The organism is Tumebacillus algifaecis, from assembly GCF_002243515.1.
Classification (GTDB): Bacteria; Bacillota; Bacilli; order Tumebacillales; family Tumebacillaceae; genus Tumebacillus_A; species Tumebacillus_A algifaecis.
Genome location: NZ_CP022657.1, coordinates 3,475,814 through 3,492,576, shown reverse-complemented (window position 1 = coordinate 3,492,576; position 16,763 = coordinate 3,475,814). Strand labels below are relative to the sequence as shown.

The 16,763-nt window shown below is 53.5% G+C and carries 17 protein-coding genes and 1 pseudogene; 10 read left to right on the top strand and 8 right to left on the bottom strand.

From position 1 onward, the window contains the following. Nucleotides 1-108: 108 nt before the first annotated feature. Nucleotides 109-357: a hypothetical protein gene (locus CIG75_RS15245; protein WP_094237392.1), complete on the bottom strand. Its 249-nt coding sequence runs from the start codon at nt 355-357 to the stop codon at nt 109-111. A gap of 119 nt (nt 358-476) precedes the next feature. On the opposite strand from CIG75_RS15245, the gene CIG75_RS15240 reads away from it, so the two are divergent. Further along, nucleotides 477-1,502 (top strand): hypothetical protein, encoded by a 1,026-nt coding sequence (locus tag CIG75_RS15240; protein WP_094237391.1) that lies wholly within the window; start codon nt 477-479, stop codon nt 1,500-1,502. Nucleotides 1,503-1,515: 13 nt separating this feature from the next. Here CIG75_RS15240 and CIG75_RS15235 read toward each other — a convergent pair whose 3' ends face one another. Then, entirely contained in the window at nt 1,516-1,992 is a 477-nt protein-coding gene (locus CIG75_RS15235) for a GNAT family N-acetyltransferase (RefSeq protein WP_094238460.1), read from the bottom strand. A gap of 63 nt (nt 1,993-2,055) precedes the next feature. Here CIG75_RS15235 and CIG75_RS15230 point away from each other — a divergent pair, with 63 nt between their 5' ends. The 5 genes from CIG75_RS15230 to CIG75_RS15210 are packed head-to-tail and all read left to right on the top strand — an operon-like array spanning nt 2,056 to nt 6,357. After that, nucleotides 2,056-3,210 carry a class I SAM-dependent methyltransferase gene (locus CIG75_RS15230; protein WP_157729580.1) on the top strand — a complete coding sequence of 385 codons (1,155 nt, stop codon included), beginning with the start codon at nt 2,056-2,058 and terminating at the stop codon, nt 3,208-3,210. A gap of 21 nt (nt 3,211-3,231) precedes the next feature. Beyond that, nucleotides 3,232-3,798 (top strand): 5' nucleotidase, NT5C type, encoded by a 567-nt coding sequence (locus CIG75_RS15225; RefSeq protein ID WP_227874247.1) that lies wholly within the window; start codon nt 3,232-3,234, stop codon nt 3,796-3,798. Then, nucleotides 3,782-4,729 carry an NAD(P)/FAD-dependent oxidoreductase gene (locus tag CIG75_RS15220; RefSeq protein WP_227874246.1) on the top strand — a complete coding sequence of 316 codons (948 nt, stop codon included), beginning with the start codon at nt 3,782-3,784 and terminating at the stop codon, nt 4,727-4,729. The genes CIG75_RS15225 and CIG75_RS15220 overlap by 17 nt, the downstream gene beginning before the upstream one ends. Next, nucleotides 4,726-5,217 (top strand): NUDIX domain-containing protein, encoded by a 492-nt coding sequence (locus tag CIG75_RS15215; RefSeq protein ID WP_227874245.1) that lies wholly within the window; start codon nt 4,726-4,728, stop codon nt 5,215-5,217. The genes CIG75_RS15220 and CIG75_RS15215 overlap by 4 nt, the downstream gene beginning before the upstream one ends. Nucleotides 5,218-5,223: 6 nt before the next feature. Then, on the top strand, nt 5,224-6,357 hold the full coding sequence (locus tag CIG75_RS15210) for an alanine racemase (protein WP_094237389.1): 1,134 nt from the start codon (nt 5,224-5,226) through the stop codon (nt 6,355-6,357). Nucleotides 6,358-6,398: 41 nt separating this feature from the next. On the opposite strand, the pseudogene CIG75_RS21635 reads toward CIG75_RS15210, so the two are convergent. The 4 genes and pseudogenes from CIG75_RS21635 to CIG75_RS15190 all read right to left on the bottom strand — a co-directional run. Then, nucleotides 6,399-6,578 (bottom strand): annotated as a pseudogene (locus CIG75_RS21635) (DapH/DapD/GlmU-related protein); the annotation flags it as partial. Between the two features lie 1,091 nt (nt 6,579-7,669). Next, nucleotides 7,670-8,539 (bottom strand): 2-oxoacid:ferredoxin oxidoreductase subunit beta, encoded by an 870-nt coding sequence (locus CIG75_RS15200; protein ID WP_094237388.1) that lies wholly within the window; start codon nt 8,537-8,539, stop codon nt 7,670-7,672. A 2-nt stretch (nt 8,540-8,541) separates the two neighbouring features. Further along, nucleotides 8,542-10,272 (bottom strand): 2-oxoacid:acceptor oxidoreductase subunit alpha, encoded by a 1,731-nt coding sequence (locus CIG75_RS15195; protein WP_094237387.1) that lies wholly within the window; start codon nt 10,270-10,272, stop codon nt 8,542-8,544. Between the two features lie 85 nt (nt 10,273-10,357). Continuing rightward, complete coding sequence (locus CIG75_RS15190) at nt 10,358-11,323, bottom strand: GntR family transcriptional regulator (RefSeq protein WP_094237386.1); 966 nt, start codon at nt 11,321-11,323, stop codon at nt 10,358-10,360. Nucleotides 11,324-11,487: 164 nt separating this feature from the next. On the opposite strand from CIG75_RS15190, the gene CIG75_RS15185 reads away from it, so the two are divergent. Further along, on the top strand, nt 11,488-12,231 hold the full coding sequence (locus CIG75_RS15185; protein WP_094237385.1) for a glycerophosphodiester phosphodiesterase: 744 nt from the start codon (nt 11,488-11,490) through the stop codon (nt 12,229-12,231). A 138-nt stretch (nt 12,232-12,369) separates the two neighbouring features. Here CIG75_RS15185 and CIG75_RS15180 read toward each other — a convergent pair whose 3' ends face one another. After that, nucleotides 12,370-12,723: a spore coat protein gene (locus CIG75_RS15180; RefSeq protein WP_227874244.1), complete on the bottom strand. Its 354-nt coding sequence runs from the start codon at nt 12,721-12,723 to the stop codon at nt 12,370-12,372. Between the two features lie 20 nt (nt 12,724-12,743). Then, nucleotides 12,744-13,004 (bottom strand): hypothetical protein, encoded by a 261-nt coding sequence (locus tag CIG75_RS15175; RefSeq protein WP_227874243.1) that lies wholly within the window; start codon nt 13,002-13,004, stop codon nt 12,744-12,746. Between the two features lie 96 nt (nt 13,005-13,100). Between CIG75_RS15175 and CIG75_RS15170 the strand changes: the two genes are divergently transcribed. From CIG75_RS15170 to CIG75_RS15160, 3 genes are all read left to right on the top strand, one after another. Continuing rightward, nucleotides 13,101-13,541 (top strand): hypothetical protein, encoded by a 441-nt coding sequence (locus tag CIG75_RS15170; protein WP_094237384.1) that lies wholly within the window; start codon nt 13,101-13,103, stop codon nt 13,539-13,541. Between the two features lie 139 nt (nt 13,542-13,680). Continuing rightward, nucleotides 13,681-15,441, top strand: coding sequence for a DEAD/DEAH box helicase (locus tag CIG75_RS15165; RefSeq protein ID WP_094237383.1), 1,761 nt, complete (start codon nt 13,681-13,683; stop codon nt 15,439-15,441). A gap of 72 nt (nt 15,442-15,513) precedes the next feature. Further along, a complete protein-coding gene (locus tag CIG75_RS15160) occupies nt 15,514-16,707 on the top strand; it encodes a class I SAM-dependent methyltransferase (protein WP_094237382.1) in 1,194 nt (397 codons plus the stop codon). The last annotated feature ends 56 nt before the right edge of the window (nt 16,708-16,763 follow it).

Below are 16,763 nucleotides of genomic sequence, written 5' to 3'. Positions count from 1 at the left end.
CAGATGTGAATGGAAACGTGGTTGTTCATGCATTTTACGTACACGATCATCTTTTGCATATCGGATCAAAAACACCTCTGCCGATGCCTGGCCAGAGGTGTTTTTTGCTTATTCGCGTTCGATTTTGTCAAGGACGACAGAAAGCGCGAGGGCGCGGGAGGTTGTGAGGTTGCTGCCGTAGACGATCAATTTGTCTCCGTTTTGCGGGGTGCCGATCGCGTAGAATTCACCTTTTAGATTTTCAAAGACTTCGATTTGGAAGTCGCCTTTTTCGGTTTGGTACTCGTACGTCTCTTTGCGCAGCAGTGTGCCGCCTTCCGGGATTTCGGCCTCGGTCCATTCTTTGGGCATTTGCATCGCTTGATCTCACTCCTTTTCGCTCTCTATTGTACACGATTGCTGCTTTCTCCACAGCTTGGACACACTTTTCTTGCTATACTTAAAATAGGAAAGGATTTCCGATTGGAGGAACGATAGTGAAACGATCTCTTTCTATCTTGGGTCCGTTACAATGGTTCTTGCTGCTCGCCATACTAGTTGTCGGTGCCGACTATGCTGCTTTGCAAGTGGCGGTTCAATATCCGGACGATGAAAGCGCAGTCGTCCTCGGCGTTGCGCTCGATCTGGTGCTGACCATTCCTTTGCTCTACTATTTTCTCGTCGTTCGCAAGCAGAAAAAATCATGGTTCGCCGTACTGCCCGTCTTGTTTTTGGGGACGCTGGTCGGAAAGTATCTACTGCCCGCGTCGCAGCAAGCGTTTTTCGATGTGCTACTCTATCTCGTTCCGGCGATTGAGGCATTGCTTTTGATCTTTCTGCTGGTGAAATTGCGATCCTTGGTCAAATCTATGCAGGCGTTTCAACAGACCGAGTTCCACTGGCTGGATGCTTTGCGTAAAGCGTTAGGGGCTACGATCGGGGAGTCCCGACTGCTCGATTTTCTGGTGATGGATCTTGGCATGATCTTTTATGCCTTTCACTTTGGCAAACAAAAGCCCGCAAAATATCGCTCGTTCACCTATCATCGAGATTCCAGCATCAAAGCACTGGTGATCGTCTTTGTGTTGCTGGCCTTGCTGGAAGCCGTTTTGATGCATCTGGTGATCGAAATCTGGAGCGTCACCGCGGCGTGGATCGCCACCGCGTCGAGTCTATACGCTATCGTGGGATTGGTGGGGTATTACAACTCGTTCAAGCACTGTCCGATTCTGGTGAGCGACGATGCCGTCTATCTGCGCATCGGATTTTCCAGCCACACGTTGATTGCGAAGCACAACATCGCGTCCGTGCAGCCGATTCCGATAAGCTTCGAAGAAAAGCGTGACAAGCACGCCTTTTACGCGGTGCTGTTTTTTGAAGAGCCACAGCTAGAGATCAAGCTGCACGAACCGGTGATTTTGCACGGACCGTTCGGGAAGAAGTCTCGCGTCACCCGCGTGTTGCTAAAAGTTGATGAGCCGCTGTCTTTTGTTCAGGAGCTCGAGGAGGGGAAGGGCCACTAGGCTCTTCCCTTTTTTAGAGCAGTTTGTACATCAAAAGGTCGTCGATATAGTTGCCGTTCAGGTAAAATTCTTGGACGAGACGACCTTGTTCTAGATAGCCGCAACGCTTGTAAAACTGGATCGCCTTCTCATTGCTGGCGAGGACGCGCAGGGTGAGTTTTCGCTTGCCATGCAGGCGAGCGTCCGCTTCAATCGCTTGCAGCAGTTGGCTACCGATGCCGCGGCTGTGGTAAGCGGGGTGTACGGCGATGGCCAGTTCGGTCACATGCGAATTGCTTGGCAGTGGGGTTGGGGGTTTGCTTTGCACATAGCCGCAGATCACTCCGTCGAGATCGGCGACGAGCTGTGAACCGGGCGGGCAGCTCTGCAAATAGTCTGCGGTCGAGTCCCAATGAATCGGGACTGGCGCGATGTCGGACGTCCAGACGATGTTTTCGAGGGCGACCAATTGGACCGCATCTTCGGCGGTGGAAGGACGAATGATCAGCATCAGGAAATACCTCCTTATGTTACAATAACTATAGCAGACTGGTTCGGGAAAGGGGTTTTTTTGATGCGTGATCTTGTGCGCGAATCGTTGGTAGCACTTTTGCATGAAAAAGGGCAACTGACTTTTGCAGAATTTATGGAGACGGCGTTGTATCACCCGACAGCCGGGTATTACAATCGACCTGCGATGACGATCGGCCCAGGCGGCGATTTTTACACCAGTCCGATGGTGCATCCGATCTTTGGAGCCTGTTTGGCACGACAGGTCTGGCAGATGTGGAATTTGCTCGACCGACCCGATCCGTTCTTTGTCCTGGAGATGGGGGCTGGCGTTGGCACGCTGGCGGTCGATTTTTTAAGGATGGCTGAGCGGGATGCTGCCTTTTTTAATGCCGTTCGCTACCACATCGTCGAACAAGGCGAGCACTTGCGCGGACGTCAACAGGCTTATGCCGCAGAATGCGGGTTTGCAGACAAGATCGCTTGGTTTCAGTCGCTCGACGAAGTGGCGGGCGGGCAGGTCGGGGTGATTTTCAGCAATGAGTTGTTCGACGCGCTGCCGGTGCACCGTTTGGGCAAGCTCGATGAAGGTTACGTGGAATATTACATCAGCGCAGACGGTGACGGGTACTGCGAAGTGGCAGGAGCGTTGTCCGACCCGCAGTTGCTCGACTTGGTGGATGAGGAAACCAAGGCACAGCTGCAAGTGGGCGAGCGCTTCGAAGTCTGTCCAGCGGCTGCCGACGTGATCGTTGCGATGGGCGGACTGTTGGAGCGGGGGTTTGTGCTAACCATCGACTATGGGAATCTGGCGCCTGAGGTCCACCTGCGGCACCGTAAGGGCACAGGTGTGCGAGCCTTTTGGAAGCAAAAGCTGGTCGAACCACTGGAACGGGTCGGGGAGCAGGATTTGACAGCCGATCTCGATTTCTCACTGCTGATTCGGCGCGGGGAAGCGGTCGGACTGTGCGAGGTGGGTTTTACCGACCAGATGCATTTTCTCGGCGGCAACGGATTTTTGAACAAAGTGGCAGACTTGCAGAAGCGGGCGCGGGAGCATCTCGATCTGATGGCCGATGAGGAACTCCATAAAATGCTGGCGTTGTTTATGCCGCAGTCGCTCGGTGAAGTTTTTAAAGTGCTGATTCAAGTCAAAGGCTTGGAACCAGCCGCTGTACAAGGGAAGATTGGGGCTCTGACATTTTCGCTGGATGATTGATGACACAGGAGGGCCAGAACGTTGGAAGTCAAGACGATATTAGTGGATATGGACTCGGTCATCGTCGACCTGATGAGCGAGTGGTTTCGCCGTTACAATGAGGAGCATGATGACGATCTGACGGTGGAGCGGATAATGTGTTGGCAAACGGAGAAGTATGTGAAGCCTGTGTGCGGCAAGAAGATTTATGAGTATTTGGATGCGCCGGGCCTGTTTCGCGGATTGCAGCCGCTGCCCGATGCGGTGGCTGTGCTGGAGCGATTGGCAAAGGCTTACGATCTGTTGATCGTGACCAGTTCGCGGACGTTTGCGTATACGGAGAAGGAGCAGTGGGTGGCAGAGCATCTGCCGTTTCTGAGCAAAGAAAATCTAATTTTTGCACACCGCAAGGACATGGTTCGAGGCGACTTACTGTTTGACGATGCGCCGCACAATCTGGAGGCGTTCGCGGCGACCGGCAGGCTGGCTGTTGCGATGGACTACCCGTACAACCGTTCGGTCAAGGTGCCGCGCGTGTCTGGGTGGCTGGAATTCGAATCGTTACTTGCCGAGCGAAAGTGGGGGAGCGAGGGTGAACAGACAACCTGATGTGGTGATTCTCGGCGGCGGTCCTGCGGGCATGACCGCCGCTCTTTGGTGCAAGCGGCTCGGACTGTCCCACCTTCTGTTGGAGGCGCGAGAAGAGCTGGGCGGACAGCTGTCTGCCATTCAAAACGAGGTGTTCGATTATCCCGGCGTGCAAGCGAAGAGCGGGGCGGAAGTGCAGGCTTTGTTCGCCGCGCATGTAGAGGCGATGGGCTGTATGGTGCAACGCGGCGTGCAGGTTCAGAAAGTCGATATTGCGGGTCGTTCTCTGTCGGTGCGCGATGCGGCGGGCGGTGAGGAGCAGATCTCCTTTCGCGGGCTGATCGCAGCGACAGGAGCGGGTGATCGCAGGCTGGGTGTGCCTGGTGAGCTGGAGATGATCGAGCGGGGCGAAGTCTATTCGGCGACGCGTGATCGTGGTCGATTTGCTGGAAAAAAGGTGGCCATTGTTGGCGGCGGAGATCGCGCGCTGGAAGGTGCGCTGTTGTTGGCCGAACAAGGGGCCGATGTGCTGTTGATCCACCGCTCTGAGCACTTTCGAGCACGGGAGGAATTTTTGCATCCGGTGCTTGCTCATCCGAAGATCGAACGCTTGACCAATGCGAGTGTGGAACGGATTTTCGGAGCGGGAGCGGTGCAGGGGGTGGATGTGCGCATGGCGGGCGATACGGTGCGGCGGCTGGCAGTTGACGGCCTGTTTGTGCGAATCGGGGTGGAGCCCAACTCACATCTGCTGCGCGGCCAGGTCGAGACCGAAATGGACGGCTACATACGGACCGATGCGACCGGACAGACGAGCGCAGCGGGCATTTTCGCGGTGGGCGATGTGTGTACGCGCCCACTGTATTCGAGCATCGCATCTGCGGTCGGGCAGGCGATGATCGCAGCGAAGCAAGTGTCTTTGTTGGTCATGCAAAAGGGGGAACAGCGGTGAGGTATGAATTTGCCGGGTCCTATCCCGGTCAGCAGGTGCGGCTGAGCTTTGAGGCAACCGACTTTCTCGACGCGGGATATGTGTTGGTATTTGCTTTTTATGAAGGGAAACTGCTGATGACCCGCCATCAAACTAGAGGCTGGGAACTGCCAGGCGGCACTCGGGAAGCTGGCGAGTGGCCTCTGCAGACGGCGATCCGTGAAGTGTATGAGGAAACGGGCGCCGAAGTCTGTGCGATCGAACCGCTCGGGCAGTATGTCATCGAGGCGGAAGGAATGGGCCCGCTGGTGAAGACGATCTACGTCGCGAAGGTTGAGCGGATGCATTCGCTACCGGACGGCTTTGAGACCGAAGAGGTGCGTCATTTTGCGAACCCGCCTTCCTCAGAAGTGGTGAAAGCAGGGGCGGAGTATAGTTTGATTTTGAAGGATGATGTGTATCTGCATGCGCTGGAGCGAGTGCGTGAACATCGCTTCGCTGCGAGGTGAGGCGGGATGGCAGAATTGTGGCAGACGCTGACAACTGTGGAGTGGGATACGCCGCAGGTCGTGGTGCATCGTGGGCGGCTGGAGGAGAACATCACCGAGATGGCCGCCTTTGCAAAGGCGCAGGGCGTAGCGCTGCGACCGCATGTCAAGACGCATAAGACGTGGGAGATCTTCGCGATGCAGGCGAAGGCAGGGGCCGTGGGGCTGACCTGTGCAAAGCTTGGTGAAGCAGAAGTGTTTTTACAGCGTGGGGTGACCAGCATTCTTGTCGCCTATCCGCTGGTTGGAGTGCGCAAGGTGGAACGGTTGTTTGAGCTGCTGGAGCGTTTTCCACAGGCGGAGTTGCAGACGATCGTAGACTGCAAGGAGCGTGCTGGCGAGTTGGCGCAGGTGACCGCAGCGCGGGGTCTGGAGTTGCCGGTGTGGGTGAAGGTGGACTCGGGGCTGCGACGGGTGGGCGTACTGCCAGGCGAGCCGGCAGCGGCACTGGTGAAAGCGGTGCATCAGATGCCGGGACTTCGCTTGCTTGGCTTGTTGACACATGCCGGGCATGCTTATGGTGCGGCATCGTCTGAGCAGGTGAAGAAGATCGGGCAGGATGAGGCGATGTGTTTGCTGACAACTGCGGAACTGGTGCAGTCGGATGTCCGGATCGAACTTGGTATCAGTGTCGGTTCGACGCCAACTGTGAAAACTTCAGGTGCAGTGCTAGGCGTGACCGAGATTCGACCCGGTAACTATGTGTTTTATGATGCGACTCAGGTCAGTCTTGGTGTGGTAACACCAGAGCGGTGCGCGCTTCGCGTCCTGACTCGAGTGGTGGCGCGACCTGAGGCGGGACGGATCGTCATCGATGCGGGGGCGAAGACGCTGGCGCTCGACAAAGGGGCGCATGGTCGCGAGGGGCTGGTCGGATATGGGCTGATTGTGGGTCAGGAGCTGGCGGTGATCGAGCGTCTGTCGGAGGAGCACGGTGTGGTGCGCATTCCAGAGAATAGCCCGATTCGCGTCGGCGATGTGTTGGAGATCATTCCGAACCATTCCTGCCCGGTGGTCAATCTGACCGATGAACTGATTGTGCTCGATGATTTTGGGGCGCGGGAATCGTGGGACGTGATTGCGCGGGGAAATGTGAGGTAAGAAAAAACCGCTGACCGGAAGGGTCAGCGGTTTTCTGTTGTTTATGGCACCCATTTGACTTGCTCACGAAGCACGCAGGCCGGATTGCCGCCAACGACCGCACCGGGAGGCACGTCCTTGGTAACGACAGCGCCCGCTGCGATCACAGCACCGTCGCCGATGGTAACCCCTTTCATGATCGTAGCGCGGGAGCCGATCCAGACTTTGTTGCCAATCGTGATCTTCTTGGTGTTCACCGCACCTTCTGCGATGCGGTGGAAGTCGGTGTCCATCAGTTGCACATCCCATGAGATCGCGCAGTCGGTGCCGATCTCCACTTCCGATTTGACAATCAGCTTCGAGTTGGCGGTGATGTAGCTTCGATCACCGATCTTCAGCTTTGCGTTCGGGCCGACCAGCACGCGCACTCCCGGTCCGAAGCGGACTTTGCCGTCGATTTCCAACACACCTTGCTCACCGACTTGGATCACGTTGCGGTCGATGCCCTCTTGGCCGTTCTGACCGATCTGAGTGTCAAGTCGGCCAACGATCAGCTGCTCGCGGACCGTGACGGTCGCCGTTTTGTCGATGCTCCAACGCGTTTTCCAGTGTGTGAAGACGCGAAGCGGCATAGAGAAGTTGCTGGTGATTTTGGAGGTCCAGTAAATGCTTTTTATATAGTTCAGGACGTCGCCTGTGAGCAATCGAGTGAAGACCCCGAGGAGTCGTCTGGCTTTGCCTCCATCATGTTGATTGGTTGTAGATAGTGAGCTTTTGTATTGAGACAATGAAGTTTCCTCCCCTATTTAGTATCTCGAAAAGTGTGACGATATACTAGTTTCGTGAAAAACTCTTTCATTGTGTCCGTAGGGATTAATGAAAATAAGTTTCGAAAATTGCAAGTTTCACGTAAAAATTGCGTAGTACCTCCTAGATGCCAGATCAAAGTCATCTTCTTGCAGCGGTTGCAGTGATCCTTACATTTGATCGAGTCACTAGAGAATCAGATCGGCTACCTCAGTTTGCTCTAAGGCTATGCTCTGCGGGATGGGCGATTCCTTGAGGCGCGCTCAGTATTGATCTGACGGCCTGTGTGACAGTTTCGATCGTGTGAGGCAGGTCTTCGTCACAGACCTGATTCGCCTCAGCAGATGGGCGAGCCTCGCCTCTGCTGTCGCTGACAGCATCATCTTGTCCACTTGTAAATCCGATCATGTCTACCCCATGATAATCGTTAATTGTGGAAAGAATGTGTAAAACACCGATGGGATTTAAAGGGAAATAAAAAAGGCGACCAGTATGGTCGCCTTTTGTTCACAAATTGTAAGGATGTTTATGCAAATTCCTTCATCGCTTTGAGGAAGTCTTCTGCAGAAATCTCGATGTCTTGGTGTACGATCGCTTGTTCACGGTAGCCCGGGATCAGATCTTCGTACGCTTTGATCTCGTCATTGCGGTAGATGATCCCTTTGACCAGACCGCGGTTTTCAAGGATGGTGGTCATCGCTTGGATGCGGTTGGTCGGGTCGTAACCTTCGATGTCATCGAGGTTGACGAGGTGTTCTTTGTACCAGTCATAGGTGTTCACCTTGTTGTAGGTGACGCACGGCGAGTACACGTTGACCAAGGAGAAACCTTTGTGTGCGATCGCAGCTTTGACGATCTCGGTCATTTGTTTGATGTCCGAGGAGAAGGATTGTGCAACAAAACCTGCGCCCGCTGCCAGTGCCACTTGGGTCGGGATCAGCGAGTTCTCGATGTTACCGTGCGGAGTGGACTTCGGGTTTTTGAAGCCATGCGCGGACGTCGGAGAAGTTTGGCCTTTGGTCAAACCGTAGATTTGGTTGTCCATGGTGATGTAGGTGATGTCCATGTTACGGCGTGCCGCATGCATGAAGTGGTTGAGGCCGATACCAAATCCATCGCCGTCGCCACCAGACGCGATAACGGTCAGGTCGCGGTTTGCCAGTTTTACACCTTGAGCCACCGGAAGGGAACGGCCATGAATGGTGTGGAAACCGTAGGAATTGATATAACCAGAGATACGACCCGAGCAGCCGATCCCGGAGATGACTGCACACTCTTCCGGCTCTTTACCAAGTTCCGCCAGTGCACGCTGGATCGCAGCTTGAACGGAGAAGTCGCCGCAGCCAGGGCACCAGTTCGGACGGACGTTGTTACGGAAATCTTTTACTGTTGCCACTGTTAGTTCATCTCCTTAATGTAGTTATAGATTTCAGACGGAACGAACGGGTTGCCATCATATTTGACTTGGGAATTGAAGTCGCCTTTGATGCCGTTGAAACGCATGATGTTTGCCAACTGGCCAGTCGCGTTGTTCTCGATTACGAGAATTTTCTTCGCGCGTTCAACATACGATTGAACGGATGCGATCGGGAACGGGCTCAGTGCTTTAATATGCAAGTGCGCGACTTTTTGACCTTCTGCATGCAGGCGTTCCATCGCTTCTGCGATCAGGCCAGCGGTGGAACCGACGCCGATCAGCAACAGTTCGTAATCGTCGTCGCCGTCAAAGGAGAAGGAATTCGGCAGTTCCAGACCTGCCAGTTTGCCAAGACGCTTATCCATCATTTTCGTACGGATGCCTGCGTCCTCGATCGGACGGCCCACTTCGTTATGCTCAACACCGGTTACGTGGTGGATACCGCCTTTGCTACCTGGGAAGACGCGCGGCGAGATGCCGTCTTCAGCAAACTGGTAGCGTTTGAACAGTTCGCCTTCCGGAGTGGCTGCCAGTTCTTCAGCAGTTGCCAGACGACCGCGGTCGATCGTGATCTTGCTGTGATCGAACGGCTCGACCGTTTGGTCTGCCAAAGACAGTGCCAAGTCGGTCAGGACGATCGTCGGAACTTGGTATTTATCAGCGTAGTTAAACGCATCAGCTGTCATGTAGAAGCACTCTTCCGCGTTGGACGGGGAAAGAACGATCTTCGGAATCTCACCGTGGGTGCCCCACAGCGCAGCGTACATGTCAGATTGCTCATGCTTGGTCGGCATCCCGGTGGACGGGCCGCCACGCTGGGTGTCAAAGATGACGAGCGGAGTTTCGGTGATGCCGGACAGACCGATCGCTTCCATCATCAGGGACAGACCAGGGCCGGATGTCGATGTGCAGACGCGGGAGCCGCCGAAGGAGGATCCGATGCACATGGTCAGCGCTGCGATCTCGTCTTCCGTTTGCAGAACGTGGCCGCCGACGTCCGGCAGTTTTTTGATTAAGTATTCCATGATATCGGACGCAGGGGTGATTGGGTAGGCCGGCATCAGGCGCACGCCTGCTGCCAAAGAGCCGAAGCCGCACGCATCGTTACCGGTCAGGAACAGGCGTTCCTTGCCGTCGCCCGCTGCGAGTTGCAGGTCGGACAGGTCGATCCCTTGGTCGTTGATGTATTTCATGCCCGCTTGCAGAGCGTCCATGTTTGCTTTGACAACGTTTTCACCTTTACGCAGGAAGCGGTCTTGAATGACGGACAGGAAGGTGTCCGGGTTGATCCCGAGCACAGCTGCAGAAGCGCCGACAGTAACCATCGTACGCATGATCGCGGAACCGTTGTCTTCTGCGATTTGCGTCAGCGGCGCGGCGAAGAAGCGGATGTTCTTTCCTTCCGGTGCAACCGGGTTGAACTTCGCATCGGCGATCAGAACGCCGCCGTCGCGCAGTTCATGCGCGTTAAAGTCGATCGTTTCTTGGTCAAATGCGATCAAGATGTCCAGATAGTCTGCATTTGCCAAGCGTTGCTTGGTCGCAATGCGGATCTTGTAGTTCGTGTGGCCGCCTTTGATACGAGACGAGAAATGGCGATACCCATAGATGAAATAACCGTGACGGTTCAATGCGGTTGCCAATACTGCACCGGTGGATTCGATACCTTCACCTTGCTGGCCCCCAACTTTCCAAGAAAGCTGATCTAACATTCGTTGTCCCACTCCTCGTTGATTCGAAAGTGTTTGATTCTCCAGTGATTGATGCTACAGACTCGAATGCGCTGTCGTCGTAGTGCTATTGGCGTCGAAGATCTATCAAAGCGGCGCGCAACAAATTGATCGATGCTACATCCGGCTTGTAAATAAACTCAATGATCTCCTGGCGCCTGTGAGCATGGAGCTCCACTTCGCGGCGCCGTCCAGGGGAACAGATCACGACATCGAGCCGTGAAACGATCTCTGCCACCGGCTCTTGCGAGGACATTCCGGCGCATACTTCGATGTCCACAGTGTCCAAGCCCGCGTTTTTGAGCGCCAGTAATACTTTGCCCGCAAAATTGTCCGATTTACACACCAGACCGATTTTTCTCCCATGCGAGATGCGGGCGATGCGAACGATCGTTTCGATCTGCGGATCGAGCGCGATCGCGAGTACGTTCTTTCGCATTCCTAAAAGCTCTTTAACTTCATCATAGTGAAAGAATGTGGTGATGACAAGGTCGGACGTTGCAACTGCCTGTTCGTAGCGCTCAACATCTTGCCGGAGTTCGTCTAAAACGATCGGCGTGATCGATACCCCAGATTCGCATTGGAGGCGTTTGGCAAAATATTCGACCTGTTCGCGATTGCATTCGATGAAGGCAACCCGCACCTGACGTAAAAAGTCTATCTTTTCCTTCGCCCGAAGACCGGTCAACTCCACGAACTCTTCCAGCGAAAACCCGAGCTGCAAACTTTCTTCCATCGCAATGTCGATGATTTTCAGCAGCAGATCCTTACGGTTTTCCAAGCGGACAGCATCGTCACGGTCGCATACGAAAGTACCACGCCCTTGTACGGATGACAAAATGCCTTCCGCTTCAAGTTCCTGGTAAGCCTGCGATACCGTATTGCGGCTGACTTGCAGTTTCTCGGACAACACACGCTCCGTTGGCAGCTTGTCGCCAGCTTTCCACTCTCCACGCTTGATCTCGGCAAGAACGGCATCCTTCACTTGGATGTAAAGGGGAATTCCGTTTTTCCGGGTGATCAGAAAAGACATGTGCTCACCTCGCGAAAGGGAACAAGTCCACTTTCGTCACTCTTTCGTGTATTATTTGCTTCGCCAACATTATACACCTGCAATCCGTTTACGGAAAGTTAAATTTGCAGATTGGGTAACATTTGGGATAATTAAGAAGAGTGCAGGAAGGAGAGGTGGCTAATATGCGGAAACGAAAGCACAAGGTGTTAAATCTCGCGCATCGGGGCGCATCGGGGTATGCGCCGGAAAATACGATGGCTGCCTTTCGCATCGCGAAGGAAATCGGGGCAGACGGTTTTGAGTTTGACGTACAGCTCAGCAAAGACGGCGTTCCGGTGATCATCCATGATGAGGCGCTCGTGCGAACGACCGGAGCGAAGGGCTATGTAATCGAGCACACCAGCGATGAACTTGCACGCCTTGACGCCGGAGTATGGTATGGTCAGGATTTTCAAGGCCAACGTATTCCTACGCTGGAGCAGGTGCTACAGACCTACGGTGATCTGTATCTGAATGTGGAGTTGAAGAACTCGTATCACGAGATGCCGGGGCTGGAAGAAAAGGTGATCGAACTGATCCGCAACTACGGTGTTGAGCAAAACGTGCTGATCTCCTCTTTTCATCACAAGTCGATGCAAACGCTGCACCGTCTGGCACCCGATTTGAAAACTGGACTGTTGTATGACTGCGTGCTGGTGGATGCGGTCACCTATGCAAAACGGCTTGGGGCGTCTGCGTTGCATCCATTCTACGGGACGGTGAAAGCGGATTTGCTGAGAGAGGCTAAGGCGGCGGGAGTGCAAGTGAACGTTTGGACGGTGAACGATGAGGAGCAGATGCGACTTTGTGCGGAAGCGGGCGTAGATGCGATCATCACCAACGATCCGCAGTTGCTCTACGAGGTTTTGAACTCAGTTTTGGATTAGACTCAATCTAGTAAGTTAAATGCAGTTCATAGACTATATAATAGGAAGCTATCGGATTCAAGCGAAACTTTGGCCCAAACATTTTCAAGCCAATGTGTTGCACACACCCGCCGAAAGGACGGGTGTGCTTTTGTGTTGTCACTGTTGATAAGGGAATTGACCCTGATAATTTGAAAATTGATTGTAGGCCAGCGCCACCGTATCGAGCGGTTGTTGCGGCAGTTTGTACCAACCGAGGTTAAACATCTGCTCGAACGTGACGCGGTGGGCATCGTGCGTATCGCTTAGGATCATTTTGACCGTATCATATAGTTCCCGGTGTGAAAATTCGTTTAGTGCCACATTGTAACCCATCGACAAATACTTCTCGGTGGCGAGCAGATCGTTGAGGCGGTCGCGGTCGTTCATCTGTGGATCTTTTACTTGAGGTAGGTTGCCCGTTTGCTGTACCATCATGATATGTTCCTGCGTATTGGTCGGTATGTGTTGCATGTAGATCCCCCTGTCACGTGCTAGTCTTGTACGCTTTGCGGATTGACGTATTGCAACAGCGTGTTGTAATGGCGCTGGTGCATCAGGCCGATCTGGTTGATCAGAGTGGCAAGTTGTGGGTCTTGGCTTTCTTGGGCATAATGTGCACATTTTTTTGCAGCGAGCAGTTCCCAGGACAGATGGTCTTTGATATAGTTGAAGTCCTTGGTCGAAAGCTGGCTGTATTGGCCGGCATACTGATGTTTGATCTGCTGTTTCATTTGTTGTGACTGTTGTTGCATGAGTTTCACACTCCTTTACAAGAGAGTATGGCTTCTTTTTTCTTCGCGATGAGTTGTATATAATGGACAGAGACTCGCGAATTGGAGGAATACCCAATGCCGTTTCATACCGGATTTCTCGGTAAATATGACAAGCGCTACTATGAGGTCTATATCAGTCCTGATCGAAGCGATGTAGAAGAGCTCGCCAAACAGACGGAGCATCCGGGCAAATGCCGTGTGCTGTTGACTCCAGAAGGTGAGCTGTATGCGTTTACCATAGAATTGCTCCACGATCTCGCCGTGGCCGAACTGGATGAGGAGGGAATTTCGGTCGTGTGCTTTTTCGCTGAAAATAAATTGGAAGTGGCCGATCTGGGGAACTTGGAGCTGGATGAGATGAAAGCGGCAGTGAAAGAGGCCGAAGCAGCCTTTCGCAAAATGGGATTTGGCGAGGATACGAAGGTGCGTTTTGTGTTGAACCAAGGGCTATGGGGGGATGAAACGCTAGATTTTCACGAAGTTGTCAAGGGAGATTGGAAAAAAGTTCGCACGTAAGAAGGATTTGCTGTATAATAGTTTTTTGGGTGAGCACATGGAGACTTGTGAAGAGCTCCAAGAAATTGCTCTTTTTTTTCTGCGCGGAAATTGGGCATACTTTAACCAGTGAGGTTTTTGACAAATAGGAGGAAAATGAATGGCTACATTTCAAGAGCTGAATATACGGGAAGACATCATGAAATCCCTGGAGGAGATGGGGTTTGAGCAAGCGACTCCCATCCAAACGGAAACAATTCCGATCGCCCTCGAAGGGCACGACGTAATCGGGCAAGCACAGACGGGTACGGGTAAAACCGCAGCCTTTGTCATCCCGACTATTTCGCGAATCGATATGAATAAACGTGCAATTCAGGTGTTGGTCATGGCTCCGACGCGGGAACTGGCGATTCAGGTTTCGGAAGAGACTTCGAGACTTGGTAAATATTCGCGCATCAATGTTCTTCCGGTTTACGGTGGCCAACCGATCGATCGTCAAATCAAAGCGTTGAAGCGCACTCCGCAGATGATCATCGGTACGCCGGGGCGTCTGCTCGACCACATTCGCCGCAAAACGGTCAACTTGAGTGAAGTACAGATCGTCATCTTGGACGAAGCGGATGAAATGCTCGACATGGGCTTCTTGGAGGACATCGAATCGATCCTCGCTGAAATCCCGACCGAGCGCCAGACTCTGCTCTTCTCGGCGACGATGCCCGACCCGATTCGCCGTCTGGCTGAGCGTTTCATGCACTCCCCGAAGGTTGTTAAGATCCAACCGCAAGGCGTGACTGCGCCGAAAATTGCTCAGATCTATTATGAAGTGGCTGAAAAGAACAAAGTGGATGCGCTGACCCGTCTCCTCGATGTTGAGTCGCCGGAACTCGGCGTGATCTTCTGCCGCACGAAAAAAGGTGTCGATGAACTGCAGCGCGTTCTGCAGAGCCGTGGCTACTTGGCAGCAGGTCTGCACGGGGACATGACTCAGCGTGAACGTGATCAAGTTATGCATCAGTTCCGTCAAAGCTCGATCGACCTGCTGATCGCAACTGACGTCGCAGCGCGTGGTCTGGACGTTGAAGGGGTTACACACGTCTTCAACTATGACATCCCGCAGGACGTTGACTCGTACGTGCACCGTATTGGACGTACCGGTCGTGCAGGTCGTGAAGGGAAGGCGCTGACCTTGATCACCCCGCGCGAGTTCAAATTGCTGCGCATGATCGAATCGGCGATCGGCAAGCGCATTCACAAATCGTTGCTGCCGACGCTGATGGAATTAAAAGAGCGTCAACAGGCGCGCATCATGGAAAAATTGCTCGGCGAAATTGACGAGACCGCTTCGCAGTATGAAGAACTGGCGTCCGAATTGCTGGCTCAGCACAACTCGACGGCTGTGCTGGCAGCCGCACTGAAGATCATCGGCAACGATCTGACAGGCGATCAAGAATTGTCTTCGATCGACATGAGCGCGTCCGAAGTCATCGACTTCTCCAAGCGCTTCAAAGATCAGCGTCAAAGCCGACCGGGCGGCGGCTACGGCGGCAGTGGCGGTGGGTATGGTGATCGTCGCGGTGGCGGCGGCTACCGTGGTGGTGATCGTCGCAGCAGCGGTGGCGGTTACAAGAAATCGAGCGGCACTGGTGGCGGCGGTTACAACAAAGATCGTCGTGCATCGGGCGGCGGCTACGGTGGTGGTAGCAGCACCGGCGGTGGATACGGTGAGAAGCGCAGTGGCGGCTACGGCAACCGTGAAGGCGGCGGCTATGGCAACCGTGAAGGCGGCGGCTATGGCAACCGTGAAGGCGGTGGCTATGGCAACCGTGAAGGCGGCGGCTATGGCAACCGTGAAGGCAGACGCGATGGTAATCGCGATGGCAATCGCGGCGGTACCGGCGGCGGACGACGCACGCATTTCTAAGATGTCACCTGCACATCCTCCTGTTAGGGGGATGTGCTTCTTTTTACCCACAGACGCGAGAGGAGAATCTGGATGCAAACGCTGGAATCCTTGCTAGCTAAACTGATCGGCGAAGCTCAATTGACACAGGCGACTTTGAGCAATGTCAGGCAGAAAGATGCAGATGCGTTCAATAAAGTAACGGTCAAGCCGGTGCTGATCAAAGATGAACTGAAATACCAATTCACCTATCATTTTGCCAAAAAGACTACCAATGAGAATCGATCGGGAGCACAGACGCAACAGAAACTAGTCGAGCTCATGCAAACGGTCTTTCGTCAGGCGCTTTTGCATAGTAAAGAAGCGGACCATCAAGTGTTGATTTCGAAAAAGGGCAGTGCGACAATCCTCAAGCAAAAGGCGACGAAGGCGACTGTGGAGCTATCCCACAATCGGAAAAAGAAATATTTGCTCGAAGAAGGTAAGCCCGTGCCGTTTCTGATCGAGCTTGGCGTAATGAACAAAGAGGGCAAAGTGCTGGCCAAAAAATACGACAAGTTCAAGCAGATCAACCGATTTTTGGAGATGATCGACGATGTGGTGCCGTTTTTGAAAAAAGACCGCATCTTGAACATTGTCGATTTTGGCTGTGGCAAATCGTATCTGACGTTTGCACTGTATCATTATCTGAAGGAAGAACAAGGATTCGAGCTGAATGTGATCGGCCTTGATTTAAAGCGGGATGTGATCACCCATTGCAATGCGTTGGCGGTGGCGCTGAACTATGAACACCTCACGTTTTTGCATGGGGATATCAATCAGTACGACGAACTTGATCAAGTCGATCTGGTTGTGACACTGCATGCGTGTGACACGGCTACCGATGCGGCGTTGGAAAAAGCGGTGCGCTGGGGAGCCGATGTGATCTTGTCTGTGCCATGTTGCCAACATGAGTTGAACGCGCAGCTTGAGAACAAAACGCTGGAGACCATGCTTCAGCACGGGATCATCAAGGAGCGTTTCGCTGCGCTGGCGACCGATTCGGTGCGGGCACAGCTGTTAGATCTGGTCGGATATAAGACGCAGTTGCTGGAGTTTATCGATCTTGAGCATACTCCGAAGAATCTGCTAATTCGCGCTGTCAAACAAGAGCGACAGGCGGATGTTCGAAAGATTGCGGAGAGCTATCTGGCGTTCAAGTCGTTTTTGCAGATCGAGCCGTATTTGGAAGTGGTGTTAAAGGACAAGCTGGAGCCGATCTTTCAACTGCAAACGCGAGGCGACTAGTAAGCCATCGCATGGTTAGTTGTTTATACGTGTCTTTGGGGCAGGTCTTGGAGAAT